Below are 13,967 nucleotides of genomic sequence, written 5' to 3'. Positions count from 1 at the left end.
GGCAGGGCGGCCGCAAGCCTGCCTTCAGGCCCTCGGCACCCTCACCCTAGCGTCATATTCGCGCGAGGCTGTGTCCAAAATCTTGACGAAACGCCAAAGGATGAAAAGGGGGCGTCAGGTCTCCGCGCCGCCATTCACCGCCAGCATCTGGCCGTTCACATAGGCGCCCCCCGGGCTGACCAGCATCCGCACCACCGTCGCGACCTCCGCGGGCTTGCCCATCCGGCCGACCGGCACCTTGGCGACATAGCCGTGGCGGTGGGTCTGCACGCCGGGCTGGTCGTCATCGGCCTCGATCGGACCAGGGGAGATGGCGTTCACCGTGATGCCCTTCGGCCCGAATTCCTTGCCGAGCGACTTCGTCAGGCCCCAGAGGCCGTGCTTCGCGACGGACACGGGCGCGCGGCCAGCATAGCCATGGATCGCGTTCATGCCGGTGAAGTTCACGATCCGGCCCCAGCCGCGCTCCAGCATCCCGGGGATGCAGGCCTGGGACAGCCAGATGGCGCCTTCCAGGTCCACCGCCATCACCCGGCGGAACTCCGCCGGCGTCAGTTCGAGAAACCTGTGCTGGGGGCGCAGCGCGGCGTTGTTCACCAGCACATCAACCGCGCCGAAGGCGGCAATCGCTTCCCGGGCGATTCGCTGGCAATCCTCGGGGCTGCCGACATCTCCCATGGCGACCAGCGCGCCGACGCCCTTCTCCCGGGCATCGGCCGCCACCGCTTCCGCCGCCGCGCGGTCGGAGGAGCCGTTGACGACGACGTTGAACCCATCCTCCGCCAGGCCGAGGGCGATGGCTCGGCCGATGTTGCGGCCGGCGCCGGTGATGAGGGCGGTCTTCTTCGTCGTCATGGTCCTGGGATCCCCCGGTTATGGTGATCCCGCTTGCTACAACCCCCGGAGCACCGTGCAAACATGCCCGACCTGGGCATCGGTGAGTTCCGGGAACATCGGCAGGCTCATCACCTCCGCCGCCGCCCGCGCCGTCTCCGCGCAGCCGGCCGGGCCGAGGGCCGTGCGGCCGCGATAGGCGGGCTGCAGGTGGACGGGGGACGGGTAGTGGATGGCGGTGGCCACGCCTTCCGCCCGCAGCCGGGCCATCAGTGCCGCGCGTTCCGGCACCCTCAGGACATACTGGTGGAAGACATGGCCCGATCCCTCCCGCCGGATCGGCGCGGCGTAGCGGGTGCCGGCCAGCGCCTCGTCATAGGCGGCCGCGATCGCCTGGCGGCGGGCGTTCCCGGCATCGAGGTAGTTGAGCTTCACGCGGAGGATCGCGGCCTGGATCTCGTCGAGCCGGCTGTTCACGCCGACGCCGTCGCTGATGTAGCGCTCCTTCCACCCGTATTGCCGGATGGCACCGATGCGGTCGGCCAGGGCCTCGTCATCCGTGGTCAGCACGCCGCCATCGCCCAGCGCGCCGAGGTTCTTGGTCGGGTACAGGGAGAAGCAGGCGGCGTCCCCCATGGTGCCGACCTTGCGACCGGTCAGCGTGGCGCCATGCGCCTGGCTGCAATCCTCGATCAGCATCACGCCATGGGCCTTGCAGGCCGCCAGCATGGGGTCGAGGTCGCAGGCCTGGCCATACAGGTGCACGGGGATGATGGCGCGGATCGGCGGCAGGCCCGGCGGCGGGTCCTCCAGCACCGCCACCAGCTCATCGGCATCCATGGTGAAGGTGTCGGGGTCGATGTCGACCAGCAGCGGCGTGGCGCCCGTCATCTCGATCGCCGCCACCGTGGCCACGGCGGTGTGGGAGACGGTGACGACGGTGCAGCCCGGGCCGATGCCCATGCCGCGCAAGGTCAGCGCCAGCGCATCCGTGCCATTGGCGCAGCCGACGGCGCGCTTCTGGCCCTGCCAGGCCGCGTATTCCTTCTCGAAGGCCTCGCCTTCCTTGCCCAGGATGTACCAGCCGGAGCCGAGCGCGCGCAGCGCCGCGGCGTCGATCTCCTCCTTATGCGCGCGGTAGCCGGCGCCGGGATCGGCCTGCGGGACGGTGATGGTGGTGGCGTTCATGCTCGTGGGCCCCCTCAGGCCACATATTCTTCAAGACGCGGACGGTACCATTCGAGCGACCGGCGCAAGCCTTCATCCACATCCACCCGCGGCCACCAGCCGGTGGCGGCGCGGAAGGCGCGGTCATCGGCGGCGTAGCTGCCGATGTCGATCTGCGCGCGGTCGGCCGGGAATTCCTTCATGACATAGCTGCCCTGGCCGCCATTCGCCGCGACCAGGCGATCCGCCAAATCCTTCAGGGAGAGTGGGGGCGGGCCGCCGATGTTGAAGACATGGCCATTCACCTGCGGCTCCGTCGCGTGGCTGGCCGCGCGGAGAAAGGCATCGGTGACGTCGTCGAGGTAGGTGAGGTCGCGCAGCTGCTCGCCGCCCCAGACCTCGAAGGGCTCGCCCTCCAGCACCCGGCGGATCCAGATGCCGAGGAAGGTCTGCCGCGCATCCTTGATGCGCAGCCGCGGGCCATAGCAGTTGGTGAGGCGAAGCGAGACGACGGGGCGGCCATGCACCCGGTTCTCCAGCAGCCAGTACTGCTCCCCGGCCCATTTGGAGACGCCGTTGGAATCCGGCGGGTTCACCGTGTGCTTCTCATCCACCGGCATGTATTGCGGGCGGCCATAGAACTGCCTCGTGGAGGCATGCACCACCACCGCCTTCGGCGCCGCTTCCCGCATGATGCCGATCAGCCGCACCTGCGCCACGGCATTGATGGCGATGTCGGAGACCGGGTCCTTCTGCCCGCCCATATGGCTGGTCTGGGCGGCCATGTTGAACAGCACGTCGATGCCCTGACACAGGCTGTGCATCTCCGCATCGCGGATGTCGCCGCGCACCAGCATCACGTTGCTGCCTTCCAGGTTCAGCGGATTGGCGCCGCCATCCGGCACCATGGCGTCCAGCGCCACCACCCGTGCGCCCTGCGCGGCCAGGGCGTGGCAGATGCCGCTGCCCAGGAACCCCGCCCCGCCCGTCACCAGAACCCGCTTGCCGCGCCAGCTATCCATGGCCACCGAAACCGTTTCCTTCCGTCGTCGTTCCGCCCCCACAGGCATCAACCTGCCGTGTTGGCGCCGCCCAGCCTCTGCCCCGCATAGCGCCGCGCGCGGATCGGGCCCCACCAATCCTCATGGTCGAGGTACCAGCGCAAGGTGTGCTCCAGCCCACTCTCAAAATCGTATTTCGCCCGCCAGCCCAGCACGATTTCGGCCGAGGTCGGGTCCATGGCGTAGCGGAAATCATGGCCGGGCCGGTCCTTCACGAAGGTGATCAGCCGCGCCCGGGGCCCCGCGGGGTCCGGCCGCAGCCTGTCCAGCACGGCGCAGATCGCGTGCACGACCTGGAGGTTGCTGCGTTCCTGCCGCGGGCCGATGCAATAGGTGCCGCCGGGCTTGCCGGCATGGAGCGCCGCCAGCACCAGCGCCTCCGCATGGTCCTCCACATGGATCCAGTCGCGGATGTTGGAACCATCGCCATAGACCGGCAGCGGCTTGCCATCCAGCGCATTGAGGCTGACCAGCGGGATCAGCTTCTCCGGGAATTGCCAGGGGCCGTAGTTGTTCGTGGTGTTGGAGACGAAGGCGGGGAATCCGTAGGTGTGGTGCCAGGCCCGCACCAGATGGTCCGACGCCGCCTTGGATGCGCTGTAGGGGCTGCGCGGGTCATAGGGCGTGTGTTCGTCGAAGGGTTTTTCCTCACTCGACTCCAGCGACCCGAAGACCTCATCCGTGGAGATATGGTGGAAGCGGAAGGCGGCCTTGCAGGGCGCGTCGAGGCCCGACCAATAGGCGCGGGCCGCTTCCAGCAGAACCTGGGTGCCCACCACATTGGTGCGGATGAACTCGGCCGGGCCGTCGATGGACCGGTCCACATGGCTTTCCGCCGCCAGGTGCATCACCACCTCCGGCTGCCATTCCTGGAACGCCGCCGCCATGGCGGCCGCGTCGCAGATATCGGCCTTCAGGTGGACATGCCGGGCGTGGCCGCGGGCGGCGTCCAGCGCCTCATGGCTCGCCGCATAGGTCTCCTTGTCCACATTCACCACCACATGATCGGTGGTGGCGATCAGGCGGCGGATCACGGCGGAACCGATGAACCCCAGGCCACCCGTCAGCAGGATACGCATGTCCACTCCTCGGTCGGCGTCAGGAATGATCCTGAATTAAGGCAGCCCCGCGGCCCGGGCGTGTCGGCACTGCGGTGCCTCAGTGCCCGCCATGGCCGCGCGGCGGCGGAGAATGCCCGGCGGCCCCGCCAGGGTCTACATGGGCGTCCGCCGCCGCCCGCGCCCGGCCGGCCGGGCCTTCCGTCCGCACCCGGCGGCTGCGCATGATCTCGGCAAAGCCGAACAACAGGAGAAGCTGGCCCGCCAGCACCTCCAGGCTCGCCAGTACCCGCGCGCCGTCGTCGGCGGGGCGGATATCGCCGTAGCCGACGGTGGAAAGCGTCGCGATGGAGAAGTGCAGCGCATCCGAATAGCTCAGCCGGATCGGCCCCTCCGGCCCATGGAACAAGGCCTGGTGGCTGAGCCCGTCGGCGATGCGGTAGGCGGCGCCGAAGCCGATGACGAGCAGCGCATACATCAGCAGGAAGGCCACGATCGGCACCGCCAGGTGGCGGGCGCGGCTGCCCAACTCCTCCATGATCAGCGCCACATCGACCAGCAGTCGCACCACGTCCCGGACCGAGTAGGCGACCACGCCGCCGATCACGGCCATCGCCGCCATCAGCGTCAGCGCCTGCCATTCCGGCGCCAGGCGGTTCACCGGCAGGGCGAAGCAGATGATGCCCACGGCGGAGACGCCGGCCAGCCAGCGCGCGGCATAGGGCAGCAGGTCCAGGCTCTCGGCCTCCTGCTTCTCCGCGATCTCCGCCAATTCGTGCCGGCGCCAGAAGACGGTGCCCAGGAAGGCCAGCACCGGCAGCAGGAAGGCGATGGGGCGGGACCATTCCGCGGCCTGCGGGAATTGCGCCCGCCCCAGCACGACGAAGAGCGTGGCATAGAGTGCCAGGCCCGTCGCCGTGCCGAAGGCGAAGTGCAGCCCGCGCGGGAACAGGCGATACAGCAGGCCAAGCCCGAGACCCGCCACGCCCAGCACCACGGCCGGAAGCGCCAGCCCCTCATCCCCCACCCCCAGCGCCACCAGCAGGGACAGCGCGACGGTGAAGACGACGGATCGGGCCCAGGCATGCAGCAGCCGGCGCGGCGGAAGCGGGTTCACGGCGCCAGCGCCACGCCGGTGATCTCGACCTTCCAGCGCGGATCGACCAGCGCGGCCTCGATCGTCATGCGGGCGGGCTTGGCGCCAGCGTCGAGCCAGGCATCCCAGGCGCGGTTCATGGCCGGGGCGTCGCGGATATCGGCCAGCACGATCGTCACCGACATCAGCGCGCGCTTGTCCGTGCCCGCTTCCGCCAGCAGGGCGTCGATCTGGGCCAGGATGTCAGCCGTCTGCCCTTCCGCGTCCAGCGTCGGGTCATCCGCCACCTGGCCGGCCAGCCAGATGATGCCGCCCCCCATCACGGCGCCCGACAGGCGCTGCTCCTCCGCGATCCGGCGAATGGTCATGGTTCGTCTCCCGTCATGAAGGCGGCGTGGCAAGCTTCCAAACCGCGCCGGCGAATGCCACATCGCGGATAACCGGGAGCCTGACATGCAGTCCATCCTCGACAAGGCCATGATCGCCAGCCGCTACCTGCTGGTGGTGTTCTTCGGCGGGCTGGTGGTGGCCCTCGCGATCTACGCCGTGGGCTTCCTCAAGAAGCTGTGGAAATTCGCGACCAACGCCGCCAATGGGGCGGACAACCAGCAATTGCTGGATCTGCTGCACCTGCTGGATGCCGCGCTGGTCGCCTCGCTCGTCGTGATGGTGGCGGTGTCCTCCTACGACAGCCTGGTCAATCCGCTGGGGGCCAAGGAGGGCGAGAAGGATGTGGCCTGGCTGGCGGCGGTGGATCCCGGGAACCTGAAGCTGAAGCTGGCGACCGCGCTGATCGCCATCTCCTCCATCCACCTGCTGCAGATCTTCATGGAGATCGGCAATTACGACGACCGCGCCGTGACCTGGGGCCTGGCCATCCATGGCATGTTCCTGCTGGGCGCGCTGGTCCTGGGGCTGGTGGATCGCATCACCGCCGCCAGCAAGAAGGCCGGCAAGCTGTAGCCGCCAGCGGCTACCCGGCCAGGTGCGGCCTGCGCAGCCAGCGGGCGAGCAGCCCGTCCACCGGCCCGGCGACCACCGACACCACCCAGAGCCCACCCGCCGCCAGCACGATGGCGGGGCCGGAGGGCAGGTCCAGGTGATAGCTGGCCAGCAGCCCGCCCAGGCTGGCGGCGGCGGCGAGTCCCACGGCGGCATAGGCGAGCCCCGCCAGTTCCCGTGACCAGTGCCGCGCCGCGACGGCGGGCAGCATCATCAACCCGACGGCCATCAGGGTGCCCATGGCCTGGAAGGCGGCCAGCACGTTCAACACCACCAGGCCGAGGAAGGCCAGGTGCCAGGCACCGCCGCCCACGCCCTCGGCCTGGGCGAAGCCGGGGTCGAAGCATTCCAGCGCGAGGGGCCGCCAGCCCAGCGCCAGCACCGGCAGGGTCAGCGTCGCGACGCCGGCCATCAGCAGCAAGGCGGGGTCATCCACCCCCAGCACCTGGCCGAACAGCAGGTGGGTCAGATCCCCCGTATCGCCCCGCAGCGACACCAGCGTGACGCCGAGCGCGAGGGCAATAAGATAGAGCGCCGTCAGCGCCGCATCCTCCCGCCCCCCCGTGGCGCGGGACAGCGCCCCGGCGCCGACCGCCACGACCAGCCCCGCCACCAGCCCGCCGATCGACATGGCGGGCACGGACAGCCCGGCGATGAGGAAGCCGGCCGCGATGCCCGGCGTGACGCCATGGGCCAGGACCTCCGCCGTCAGGCTGGTCCGCCGCAGCATGAGGAAGATGCCGAGCAGGGGCGCCGCGACGGACAGCGCCAGGCAGCCCACCAGCGCCCGGCGCATGAAGCCGAATTCGACGAAGGGGCCGAACAGCGCTTCCAAGGGATCAGGCCGCGCAGGCGGGGGCGGTTTCGTCCCAGGCCTCGGCCATCCGGCGGGCGCGCAGGCGGTTGGCGGCGGACAGCACTTCCGCCGTCGGGCCGCTGGCGACGCATTCGCGGGCCAGCAACAGGCAATGCGGGAATTCGTCCCGCACCAGATCCATGTCGTGCAGCACGGCCATGACGGTGCGCCCTTCCCCGTGCCAGCGGCGGACCACGGCCAGCAGATCGGCCGCGGTGCGGGCATCGACGGCGTTGAAGGGCTCATCCAGCAGGATCAAATCTGCGTCCTGCACCAGCAGGCGGGCGAAGAGCAGGCGCTGGAACTGGCCGGCGGACATGGCGCCGACCGGGCGGCGGGCGAATCCGCCCAGGCCCACGGCCTCCAGCGCCGCCTGGGCGCGGTCGCGGTCGGCGGCGGAGGCCGCCCCGAAGGCGCCGAGCTTCGACCACATGCCCTGCATCACGACATCGAGGCAGAGGATCGGAAAGGCGCGGTCCATGCCGGATTGCTGCGGCAGCAGGGCCAGGCGGGGGCTGGCGCCAGAGGGGATGCCGGTGATGGCGACGCGGCCGGAATCAATCCGGTGCAGGCCGGCGATGCTGCGCAGCAGGGTGGTCTTGCCCGCGCCATTCGGGCCGACGATGGCCGTCAGGCTGCCCGGTTCGAACCGGGCGGAGACATGGTGGACCGCCGGGTGGCGCTGATGCGTCGCCGTCAGGTCCCGGATCTCGACGGCCGGCCCGCGCGCGGTCACAGCGCCATCGCCCAGGCCACGGCCCCCCAGAGCCCGGCCAGCACCAGCCCCGCCAGCGCCAGGCGGGCGCCGGCACCGGAAGACAGGGCCAGGGGGTCGGGGAACGGGGGGCGCATGGTTACCTTATAACGTCACGCCCGATGTAGCGCCGCCGGGGTGACATTCAAAGCCCCGCTCCGCGCATGGCTGGGAAAACGCATGGCGGGGGCCTAACTGCGGGGGTGTGATGCAGCCCCTCCCTCCCCCGCCCCCCGAAGACCCCGATATCGAGCTGCGGCGCGCGCTGACGAAACACCGGCGGGCGGCATCGCTGCTGCTGGCCGGCATGGGGGGGCTGCTGGTGGGCAGCTACTGGCTGCCACCGGGCTATGGCACGGACCTGCTGCAGGCTTCCGCGAAGGCCGGGCTGGTGGGCGGCATCGCCGACTGGTTCGCGGTGACGGCCCTGTTCCGCCATCCCCTCGGCCTGCCCATCCCGCACACCGCCATCATCCCCCGGCAGAAGGAGAGGCTGGGCGCGGGGCTCGGCCGCTTCGTGGCGAACCATGTGTTCACGGAAGCCGAGGTCGCGCGCGTCCTGGCGCGGCTCGACCTGGCCGGCATCCTGCGCGGCTGGTTCAACGATCCGGCCTCGGTCGAGCCCGCGGCGGCCGCGCTGGCCCGCGCCATGCCCCGCATCCTGGCCAGCCTGGAGGATGGCCGCGCGCGGCGCCTGTTCTCCCGCCTGCTGCCGCGCATCGCCGGCGGGCCCGGCGCCGCCCGCGTCGTGGCGCGCGCCCTGACCGCGCTGATCGAGGGCGGGCGCCACCAGGAGGTGTTCAACCTGGCCGTCGGCCAGCTCAAGGCCCTGCTGGCGGCGAAGGAGGACCAGCTGCAGGCGGCCATCGCCGCCCGGGTCCGGGCGGAGGGCGGTGCGCTGATGGGCTGGCTGGCCGGCGCCACCATCGCGCGGCGCGTGCTCTCCGCCCTCAATGCCGAACTGGACAAGGTGGAGCCCGGCGACAGCGACCTGCGCCTGGCCTTCGAGGGCTGGGTGAAGGCCGAGGTCGCGCGGCTGGAGAACGACCCGGAACGCGCCGCCGCGCTGGGCCGCGCGCTGCGGGAGGCGCTGCGCCACCCCGCCGTGGCCACCTGGCTCGGCGACATCTGGGAGAGGCTGCGCACGGCGCTGGAGGCCGATGCGGCGAACCCGCAGGGCCGCACCGTGCAGGTGCTGGCCGGCGCGCTGGCCAATGTCGGCACCATGCTGGCGGAGGATGAGGGCGCGCGGGCGCGCCTCAACAAGGGGGCGGAGCGCGTGCTGATCGCCCTGCTGCCGGCGGCGCGGACCCAGCTATCGGACTTCATCGCCGGCGTGGTGCGGAACTGGGACACGGCCACGGTGACGGAGAAGATCGAGCTGCGGGTCGGCAAGGACCTGCAATATGTCCGCATCAACGGCACGCTGGTGGGGTTCCTGGTGGGGGGCGCGCTCTATGCGCTGCTGACGGCGGTGTTCGGGCGGGTGGCGGGGTAGCCGCAACACGCCTGGCACCCCGCCTGGCATGGGGGCTGCACTGATCCCGGCAAGACGCAGTCCGGTTGCAAAACGCAACTGCACCCTGCGAGCCGAGACACCAGGAAGCGCCCCCGATGCCCCGCACGATCATCCGCACCGCCACCAACCAGGCCGACTGGCTCCATCTGCAGAATGCGAGCGACGCGATCGAGGTGCTGACCGGCGCCGGGGATGACGGCGTCTTCGGCAGTGCCTTCGCCGACCTGATCCGCGGCGGGGACGGCAACGACCTGCTCTGGGGCGAGGCCGGCGCCGACACGCTGACGGGCGATGCGGGCAACGACCAGCTCTGGGCCGGCGCGGGCGCGGACAGCCTGGATGGCGGCGCGGGCAACGACCTGATGTGGGGCGGCGCCGGGGACGACACGATGAACCTCGGCGAGGGCAACGACACGGCCTGGGGCGAGGATGGCGCGGACCGCTTCGTGACCGGCGGCGGCAATGACAGCGTCTGGGGCGGCCAGGGCAATGACAGCGTCGATGGCGGCGCGGGGGACGATGCCCTGTATGGCGATGCCGGGGACGACACCATCCTGGCCGGCGAGGGCCGCAACACGGTGGTGGGCGGCGAGGGCCATGACCGCATCACCGCCGGCGCGGGCGATGACAGCATCGTCGGCGATGCCGGGAATGACACGGTGGCGGCCGGCCATGGCCACAACACCGTCTGGGCCGGCCAGGGCGCCGACAGCATCACCAGCGGCACGGGCAACGACACGATCGGGGCCGATGACGGCAACGACACCGTGCTGGCCGGCGCCGGCAACGACGTGGTCTGGGCCAATGGCGGCAACGATCATGTGGACCTCGATGCCGGGAACGACCTGGCCAGCGGCGACATGGGCGCCGACACCATCCTGGCCGGCGCGGGCAACGACACGGTGTATGGCGGAGAGGGCGACGACCTGATTGCCGCCGGCACGGGCGCCGACCAGGTCTTCGCCGATGGCGGCAATGACCGCGTGGTGATGGATGTCGCGGGCGCCCGCGGCGATGTCTATGACGGCGGCTCGGGGGTCGACACGCTGGTCTTCTCCCTGACCCGGGCGGACTGGATGGGGGCGAGTTTCCAGGGCGACCTGGCGCGCTTCCTCTCGCATTCCGCAAGCACCCCCTGGGCGGATTTCCGCTTCGCCACGCAGTCCCTCACGGTCCGCAGCTTCGAAGCCGCGGCGGTGACGGTGGATGGCGTGGCGCTGACGGCGGCGGATGATTCGGTGGTGGCGGTGGCGGACCGCTTCACCGTCTCCGAGGATGCGGCCAGCGTCGCCGGCAACGTCACGGCCAATGATAGCGTGGCCGACCTGGTGGCGGCGGTGCGGCTGGTGACGGCGGCCAGCGGCGGCAGCCTGGTGCTGGGCGCGGATGGCGCCTTCAGCTGGACGGGCGGCGATGCCTTCCAGGCGCTGCGCGCCGGGCAGAGCGCCGAGGCCACCTTCAGCTATCGCGTGACGGATGCCGATGGCGACACGGGCATGGCGGTCGCGACCATCACCATCCTCGGCGCCAACGACGCGGCGACGATCGGCGGCGAGACCGAGGGCACGATCCGCGCCGGGGCGGCGGAGAAGGTGGGCGGGCGCCTTTCCATCACGGACCTCGATGCCGGTGAGGCCGTGTTCGGCGACGCCAAGGGCCTGGAGGGCCGCTACGGCCATTTCGACTTCGACGCCAAATCCGGCGACTGGACCTATGTGCTCGACATGCCGGCCGACAAGCTGCGCGAGATCGCGAAGGGCGAGGCGCTGGTGGAGACGCTGGTGGTGGTCTCCGCCGATGGCGGCACCAGCCAGGAAGTGACCGTCACCATCGAGGGGGCGCGGGAGAAGGGCGCCAATTTGCTGGTGAATGGCAGCTTCGAGGAGCCCGCCATCAAGGACGGCGCCTGGTCCCCGGTGAAGGATGTGGAGGGCTGGAGCAACAATGGTGGCGCGATCGAGGTCTGGGCCGGCTATGGCGGCATGAAGGCCAGCGACGGCCGCCAGCACATCGAGATCGACTACGACCGCGCCGTGGACCGCATCAGCCAGGAGATCGATGTCGAGGCCGGCGAGAAGTACGTGCTGACCTTCGATGCCCGCGCCCGCACCGACAAGCCGGCGACCGAGGGCTTCGTCGTGGCGTGGAACGAGGAGAAGCTGGCCTTCATCCAGCCCACGACCAAGGAATGGACCAGCTACGAATTCATCGTCGAGGGCCGCAAGGGCATGGACATCCTGGCCTTCGTCGAGGACGCCTCCGGCAATGACAGCTATGGCGGGCTGCTGGACAATGTGGCGCTGCGCGACGCGGTGTGGTGAAGAGGCCGGACCGGCGCCCTCAGTAGGCGACCTTGTCGGGCTTGTTGGCCCAGGCCTCGAAGACCTCCAGCGCCTCGGCCGCCAGCAGGCGGCGCATCGGCAGGCTGCGGGCCTCGATGGGCTTGGGCAGTTCCGTGTAGAGAAGCTCATCGTCGAAGCCGATGGCGGCGGCCTGGAAACGGTCATTCGCATAGGCCACGGCATCGACGCGGGCCCAGTAGAGCGCGGCCAGGCACATCGGGCAGGGCTCGCAACTCGTGTAGACCGTCGCGCCGCGCAGGTCGAAGCGGCCGAGTGCGGCGCAGGCGCGGCGGATGGCGACGACCTCCGCATGCGCGGTGGGGTCGTTGGTGGAGGTGACCTGGTTCCAGCCCTCCGCCACCACCCGTCCCTCCATCACCACCACCGCGCCGAAGGGCCCGCCGGCGCCGGAGGCCATGCCGCGGCGGCTGACCTCGATCGCCTGGCGCATGAAGTCGGCATCGGTCATCGGCACACTCCAACCCTCGACGTTCCAGCGCGGAAGCGCCACCATCCTTCGCATGACGCTTACACTGTCGATCCTCGACCAATCCACCATCGCATCCGGCCGCGGCGCCGATGAGGCGATCCGGGAGACGCTGGCGCTGGCGCGGCTGGCGGACCAATGGGGCTACCACCGCTACTGGATGGCGGAACACCACAACAGCCAGTCCCATGCGGGCACGGCGCCCGAGATCCTCTGCGCCGCCATCGCCGCCACCACCAGCCGCATCCGCATCGGGACCGCCGGCATCATGCTGCCGCACTACTCCGCCCTGAAGGTGGCGGAGCAGTTCCGGGTGCTGGAGGCGATCGCGCCCGGGCGCATCGACCTCGGCGTCGGGCGCGCGCCGGGCAGCGACGGACGCACGGCCTATGCGCTGAACCCGGATGCGGCGCAGGCGGCGGACCGCTTCCCGCAGCAGGTGCAGGATCTGATGGGCTGGCTCGGCGACGGGCTGCCGGAGAGCCATCCCTTCCGGATGGTCGCCGCCAACCCCGTGGTGCCGACAAGGCCGGCGGTGTGGATCCTCGGCTCCTCCGATTTCGGGGCGCAGCTCGCGGCCTATTTCGGCCTGCCCTACTGCTTCGCGCATTTCATCACCGATGGCCGGGGCAGCGAGGAAGCGATGGCGCTGTACCGGGAGGGCTTCCGCCCCCACCCCGCCACGCCGGGGCGCCTGGCCGCGCCGCAGGGCGCCGTCGCGGTCTTCGCGCTGGCGGCGGCGACGGAGGCCGAGGCGCATCGCCTGTTCAAGTCCCGCGCCCTGTGGCGGCTGTTCCGGGACAAGGGGGTCTTCCCGCCGCTGCCCACGGTGGAGGAGGCGGAAGCCTACCCCTACACGCCGGACGATCTGGCGCGGATCGAGCGGATGCGCGCGCGGGCGATCATCGGCGCGCCGGACCAGGTGCTGGCGCGGCTGCGGGCGCTGGCCGCGGCGCATGGGGTGGAGGAGGTGGCGGTGCTGACCCCCTGCCACGATGCGGAGGCGCGGCGGACTTCCTATCGACTGCTGGCGGAGGCGAATGCGCCGGGGATCGCGAAGGCGGCGTGACGTGACATTTTAGTCGCTAACCCGTTTAAGCCGATTATGCCGATTTAGGACGTTTAGTCGCATTCCACGCATCGGCGGCGGGCGGCATCCGGGCGTGGATGGAGCGTTCCGGGCGTGGCTGGGGCCTTGGCTGACCGCGGATGATGCGGCAATTTTTCCTATCTGTCAAGCCGGGCGTTTCGCCGTGTTGCGCGGCCTGTGCCGCGCTGTTTCACCCGGCCCGCCGCGGCATTGACCCTGCCGCCCCCCTCGCCGCAGGGTCCCTGGGCCGCGAGGAGCCGCATCATGTCCTACCGAACCATCCCGAGCATCGGGCAGGCGCATGGCAATTCCTGCTGGGCGGCGTGCCTCGCCTGGTGGCTGAAGGCGGTGGCGGGCGGGCGGCCTTCCTGGAGCCAGGCGAAGATCATGGAGATCTACCACCGCAGCCTGGACGGGGATGGCGCGATGATCCCGGAATACATGGTCCAGGCCTGGCGGAACGACCAGCGGCTGAAGATGGGCACCATGGTGTTCAAGACGCCCAACGCCACGCTGGACCGGCTGCCGATCGGGCCGACGCCGGTCTGCATCGCCTTCAAGCACCTGACCGGCTTCGCCCATATGAACGTCATCTGGCCGAGTGAGCCCGGGAAGGTCTGGTGCATGGAGCCCTACTGGCCCTTCCCCGGCGTCAACGGCAAGCGGACCGGGCGCTTCGTGGAGCGGGAGATCAACGACCA

Annotated in this window: 14 protein-coding genes; 5 read left to right on the top strand and 9 right to left on the bottom strand. The window is 70.5% G+C overall.

Going from position 1 to position 13,967, the window contains the following annotated elements; all coding sequences use genetic code 11:
• Positions 1-114 precede the first annotated feature (114 nt).
• From BM041_RS21255 to BM041_RS21230, 6 genes are all read right to left on the bottom strand, one after another.
• Positions 115-855, bottom strand: coding sequence for an SDR family NAD(P)-dependent oxidoreductase (locus tag BM041_RS21255; RefSeq protein WP_092961919.1), 741 nt, complete (start codon positions 853-855; stop codon positions 115-117).
• A gap of 36 nt (positions 856-891) precedes the next feature.
• The gene (locus tag BM041_RS21250) at positions 892-2,022 is read right to left on the bottom strand and encodes a DegT/DnrJ/EryC1/StrS family aminotransferase (protein WP_092961918.1); all 1,131 of its coding nucleotides are present in this window, start codon (positions 2,020-2,022) and stop codon (positions 892-894) included.
• A gap of 14 nt (positions 2,023-2,036) precedes the next feature.
• On the bottom strand, positions 2,037-3,023 hold the full coding sequence (locus BM041_RS21245) for an NAD-dependent epimerase/dehydratase family protein (protein ID WP_092961917.1): 987 nt from the start codon (positions 3,021-3,023) through the stop codon (positions 2,037-2,039).
• Positions 3,024-3,070: 47 nt separating this feature from the next.
• Positions 3,071-4,141 carry a dTDP-glucose 4,6-dehydratase gene (rfbB, locus tag BM041_RS21240; protein ID WP_092961916.1) on the bottom strand — a complete coding sequence of 357 codons (1,071 nt, stop codon included), beginning with the start codon at positions 4,139-4,141 and terminating at the stop codon, positions 3,071-3,073.
• 79 nt (positions 4,142-4,220) lie between these two features.
• Positions 4,221-5,237 carry a potassium channel family protein gene (locus tag BM041_RS21235; protein ID WP_092961915.1) on the bottom strand — a complete coding sequence of 339 codons (1,017 nt, stop codon included), beginning with the start codon at positions 5,235-5,237 and terminating at the stop codon, positions 4,221-4,223.
• Complete coding sequence (locus BM041_RS21230; RefSeq protein WP_092961914.1) at positions 5,234-5,584, bottom strand: RidA family protein; 351 nt, start codon at positions 5,582-5,584, stop codon at positions 5,234-5,236. Before BM041_RS21230 ends, BM041_RS21235 begins: the two co-directional genes overlap by 4 nt.
• Before the next feature lie 85 nt (positions 5,585-5,669).
• Between BM041_RS21230 and BM041_RS21225 the strand changes: the two genes are divergently transcribed.
• Positions 5,670-6,179: a YqhA family protein gene (locus tag BM041_RS21225; RefSeq protein WP_092961913.1), complete on the top strand. Its 510-nt coding sequence runs from the start codon at positions 5,670-5,672 to the stop codon at positions 6,177-6,179.
• Between the two features lie 10 nt (positions 6,180-6,189).
• Here BM041_RS21225 and BM041_RS21220 read toward each other — a convergent pair whose 3' ends face one another.
• Positions 6,190-7,053, bottom strand: a complete 864-nt coding sequence (locus BM041_RS21220) for a metal ABC transporter permease (protein ID WP_456303967.1) — start codon at positions 7,051-7,053, stop codon at positions 6,190-6,192.
• A gap of 4 nt (positions 7,054-7,057) precedes the next feature.
• Entirely contained in the window at positions 7,058-7,810 is a 753-nt protein-coding gene (locus BM041_RS21215) for a metal ABC transporter ATP-binding protein (protein WP_092961912.1), read from the bottom strand.
• A gap of 226 nt (positions 7,811-8,036) precedes the next feature.
• Between BM041_RS21215 and BM041_RS21210 the strand changes: the two genes are divergently transcribed.
• A complete protein-coding gene (locus BM041_RS21210) occupies positions 8,037-9,326 on the top strand; it encodes a DUF445 domain-containing protein (RefSeq protein WP_092961911.1) in 1,290 nt (429 codons plus the stop codon).
• 116 nt (positions 9,327-9,442) lie between these two features.
• Entirely contained in the window at positions 9,443-11,668 is a 2,226-nt protein-coding gene (locus tag BM041_RS31910; protein WP_092961910.1) for a VCBS domain-containing protein, read from the top strand.
• Positions 11,669-11,687: 19 nt separating this feature from the next.
• Here BM041_RS31910 and BM041_RS21200 read toward each other — a convergent pair whose 3' ends face one another.
• Positions 11,688-12,158, bottom strand: coding sequence for a nucleoside deaminase (locus tag BM041_RS21200; protein WP_092962083.1), 471 nt, complete (start codon positions 12,156-12,158; stop codon positions 11,688-11,690).
• Between the two features lie 52 nt (positions 12,159-12,210).
• Between BM041_RS21200 and BM041_RS21195 the strand changes: the two genes are divergently transcribed.
• Both BM041_RS21195 and BM041_RS21190 read left to right on the top strand, forming a co-directional pair.
• Positions 12,211-13,245 (top strand): LLM class flavin-dependent oxidoreductase, encoded by a 1,035-nt coding sequence (locus BM041_RS21195; RefSeq protein ID WP_092961909.1) that lies wholly within the window; start codon positions 12,211-12,213, stop codon positions 13,243-13,245.
• Between the two features lie 285 nt (positions 13,246-13,530).
• Positions 13,531-13,967 (top strand): hypothetical protein (locus BM041_RS21190; RefSeq protein ID WP_139226128.1); only part of this gene is annotated, 437 nt, incomplete at its 3' end.

The organism is Falsiroseomonas stagni DSM 19981 (assembly GCF_900114315.1).
Classification (GTDB): Bacteria; Pseudomonadota; Alphaproteobacteria; order Acetobacterales; family Acetobacteraceae; genus Falsiroseomonas; species Falsiroseomonas stagni.
The sequence above is the reverse complement of the archived record's forward strand: the minus strand, read 5'-3'. Positions and strand labels throughout refer to the sequence as shown.

What these genes read in the sequence shown, in the direction of transcription:
- BM041_RS21255 (WP_092961919.1), bottom strand. Translation starts at nt 855, where the DNA reads ATGACGACGAAGAAGACCGCCCTCATCACCGGCGCCGGCCGCAACATC.
- BM041_RS21250 (WP_092961918.1), bottom strand. Translation starts at nt 2,022, where the DNA reads ATGAACGCCACCACCATCACCGTCCCGCAGGCCGATCCCGGCGCCGGC.
- BM041_RS21245 (WP_092961917.1), bottom strand. Translation starts at nt 3,023, where the DNA reads ATGGATAGCTGGCGCGGCAAGCGGGTTCTGGTGACGGGCGGGGCGGGG.
- rfbB (WP_092961916.1), bottom strand. Translation starts at nt 4,141, where the DNA reads ATGCGTATCCTGCTGACGGGTGGCCTGGGGTTCATCGGTTCCGCCGTG.
- BM041_RS21230 (WP_092961914.1), bottom strand. Translation starts at nt 5,584, where the DNA reads ATGACCATTCGCCGGATCGCGGAGGAGCAGCGCCTGTCGGGCGCCGTG.
- BM041_RS21225 (WP_092961913.1), top strand. Translation starts at nt 5,670, where the DNA reads ATGCAGTCCATCCTCGACAAGGCCATGATCGCCAGCCGCTACCTGCTG.
- BM041_RS21210 (WP_092961911.1), top strand. Translation starts at nt 8,037, where the DNA reads ATGCAGCCCCTCCCTCCCCCGCCCCCCGAAGACCCCGATATCGAGCTG.
- BM041_RS31910 (WP_092961910.1), top strand. Translation starts at nt 9,443, where the DNA reads ATGCCCCGCACGATCATCCGCACCGCCACCAACCAGGCCGACTGGCTC.
- BM041_RS21200 (WP_092962083.1), bottom strand. Translation starts at nt 12,158, where the DNA reads ATGACCGATGCCGACTTCATGCGCCAGGCGATCGAGGTCAGCCGCCGC.
- BM041_RS21195 (WP_092961909.1), top strand. Translation starts at nt 12,211, where the DNA reads ATGACGCTTACACTGTCGATCCTCGACCAATCCACCATCGCATCCGGC.